This is a genomic window from Rhodosalinus sp. (genome assembly GCF_041685465.1).
In the GTDB taxonomy this organism is placed as follows: domain Bacteria; phylum Pseudomonadota; class Alphaproteobacteria; order Rhodobacterales; family Rhodobacteraceae; genus Rhodosalinus.
The window spans coordinates 1-2,725 of sequence record NZ_JAWLFS010000315.1; the positions used below are offsets into that span (position 1 = coordinate 1).

Genomic DNA, 2,725 nt, shown 5'->3' on the forward strand with positions numbered 1-2,725 from the left:
CGCGGCATGGTCACCGAAAGTCCCGCCACCCGCGCGAGCCGCGCGCCCGCCCGGGCGAGGCTCTCGCCCGTCTGCCCGAGGTAGGGGTTCACCGCCACCGAGGAGGCCAGCGGCCAGACCGGCGGGATCGCCCGGCCCGCGCCGTCGGCGGCGGCGAGCAGGTCGGCCGTGTCGATCGGCCGGGAATTGGTCATGTCCTTCATCGTCTCGCTCCCTGTCGTTGTCTCAGCCGGTCCGCCGCAGTGCCCAGCCGCCGAGGATCCGGTCCATCACCGCGTTGGCGTAAAGCCCGTTGGAGAGGTGCACGCGCAGGCCCGCCGCGGCCGGGTGGTAGGCCCAGAGCGGGAACATCGCCTGCGCCACCGCCACCGCGCCGAAGCTGATGACGGCGAGCACGATGAGCGCCCATTCGAGCGGCCCGGGCGCCGGGGTGGCGGGCAGCGTGCCGGCCATCGCCGCCTCGGCCCCGCGCTGAAGCGCGAAATAGGCGATGGAGGCGGCGACCGACATGAGCGCCGTGCGCTGTGTCAGCACCTTCGGCGCCTGGTCGGCCAGCCCCTGCGCCAGCAGGTAGGCCACGCCGAAGATCAGGATGGCGCCCAGCGCGATGGCCTGCGGCGACTTCGCGTCGAAGCCGAAGCCTGCGCCCACGATGCCGTAGATCGCCAGCGCGGCGACGAAGGCCTTGAGCACCGCGGCACCCGAGGGGATCGCCACCGGACCGGGCCGCCGGATCGCCGCCACGCCCTCCACCGCCTGTCCGGAGGCGAGGAAGGCATGTGCCTTGTAGAGCGAATGCGCCACGATGTGCAGCAGGGCGAGCGGAAAGAGCGCCAGCCCGCACTGCAGGATCATGAAGCCCATCTGCGCCACCGTGGACCAGGCGAGCGAGGTCTTGACCGCCGGTTGCGTCAGCATCACCAGCCCGCCGAAGAGCGCCGTGAAGCCACCGACCATGACCAGCACGGCGAGCACGCCGGGCGCCAGCACCAGCACGTCCGCGAAGCGGATCAGCAGGAAGCCGCCCGCGTTGATGACGCCCGCGTGCAGGAGCGCCGAGACCGGCGTCGGCGTCTCCATCACCTCCGTCAGCCAGCCGTGCGTCGGGAACTGCGCCGACTTCAGGAGCGCGGCGAGCGCGAGGAACCCCGCCGCCCAGAGCGCGGCGTCCGGGGTCACGCCGATGCGCGCGGCGGCGAGGATCTCGCCGATCTGCGGCGTGGCGTAACCCGTGTAGAGCAGGACGGCGGCGGTGATCAGCGCCGCGTCGCCCAGCCGCGCGGTGACGAACTTCTTGCGCGCGGCGCGCCGGGCCGGCACCCGCTCGGGGTAGAAGAGAAGCAGCCGCTCGAGGAAGATCGAGGAGGCGATGAAGGCCACGACGAAAAGCCCGAGGTGACCCGCCTGCACGAAGGTCAGCACCGAGGCGAGCGTCAGCGCCATCCAGCCGGTGAAGGCGCCCTGCCGGTCCTCGCCGTCGAGATAGCTCCGCGTGTAGCGCAGGACGATCCAGCCGACGAAGCTCACCAGCAGCAGCATCACGACGCTCAGCAGGTCGAGGCGGACCATCAGCCCGAAGATCTCGCCGGTGCCGGGGCCGTTCGCGGCCAGTACCGCGCCCGAGGCCAGGGCGACGACCACCGCCGCGAGCGCCGCGCCCTCGGCGATCTGCGGCACCCACTCGGGCCGGCGGCCGGCGTTCAGAAACCCGGCCGCCGCGGCGACGAGCACCGCCGCCGGGGCCAGCAGGGACAGGGTGTAAAGTTCCATCGGCTGCACTCCCTCGCGTTGTCGGACCTTGTCCGACGGTGGGTAATGCGGCGACGCAGAATTGAAAAATTCATTGTATCGCGCGTTTCGTTCGATTTATTGGAACGATCATGGCGCAGCTCAACTACAACCACCTTCGCTATTTCTGGGCCGTGGCGCACGACGGCAATCTCACCCGCGCGGCGGCGCGGCTGAACCTGTCGCAATCGGCGCTCTCGACCCAGATCCGCAAGCTCGAGGATCAGTTGGGCCATCCGCTCTTCGAGCGCCGCGGCCGGCAGCTTCACCTGACCGAGGCCGGGCGCCTCGCGCTCGATCACGCCGACACGATCTTCGCCACGGGGGAGGAGCTTCTCGACACCCTGCGCGCCGAGGGGCGGGCGCGGCGCGCGCTGCGCGTCGGTGCGCTCGCCACGCTCTCGCGCAACTTCACGCTGGCCTTCCTGCGCCCGCTTCTGGGCCGGGCGGACGTGGAGATCGTGCTGCGCTCCGGCGGGCCGGCGGAACTCATGCAGGCGCTGGAGCGGCTGAACCTCGACGTGGTGCTGCTGAACCGCGCGGCGGCCGAGGACGCGGTGACGCCCTTCGTCTCCCACAAGCTCGACGAGCAGGGCGTCAGCCTCGTCGGCACGCCCGCGCGCCTCGGCGGGGGCGGCGCGCTGGCCGATCTGCTCGCCCGTCAGCCGGTGATCCTGCCGACGAGCGACAGCGGCGTGAGGACCGGCTTCGACGCGCTCTGCGACCGCCTCGGCCTGCGCCCGCAGATCGCGGCGGAGGTGGACGACATGGCGATGATGCGGCTCATGGCGCGCGCCGACGCGGGGCTCGCCGTTCTGCCACCCATCGTCGTGACCGACGAGCTCGCGCAGGGGGCGCTGGTCGAAGCGCATCGCCTTCCCGGCATCGTCGAGAGCTTCTACGCCGTGACGCTGGCGCGGCGCTTTCCCAATCCGCT

Annotated in this window: 3 protein-coding genes; 1 reads left to right on the top strand and 2 read right to left on the bottom strand. The window is 71.6% G+C overall.

What is annotated here, in order from left to right; all coding sequences use genetic code 11:
* Positions 1 to 194, bottom strand: a 194-nt coding sequence (locus ACESL7_RS15015; protein WP_372894105.1) for a putative inorganic carbon transporter subunit DabA, incomplete at its 3' end; no start/stop codon positions are given.
* A gap of 31 nt (positions 195 to 225) precedes the next feature.
* The gene (locus ACESL7_RS15020; RefSeq protein ID WP_372894103.1) at positions 226 to 1,770 is read right to left on the bottom strand and encodes a proton-conducting transporter transmembrane domain-containing protein; all 1,545 of its coding nucleotides are present in this window, start codon (positions 1,768 to 1,770) and stop codon (positions 226 to 228) included.
* A 110-nt stretch (positions 1,771 to 1,880) separates the two neighbouring features.
* On the opposite strand from ACESL7_RS15020, the gene ACESL7_RS15025 reads away from it, so the two are divergent.
* A partial coding sequence (locus tag ACESL7_RS15025; protein ID WP_372894104.1) for a LysR family transcriptional regulator occupies positions 1,881 to 2,725 on the top strand: 845 nt, incomplete at its 3' end.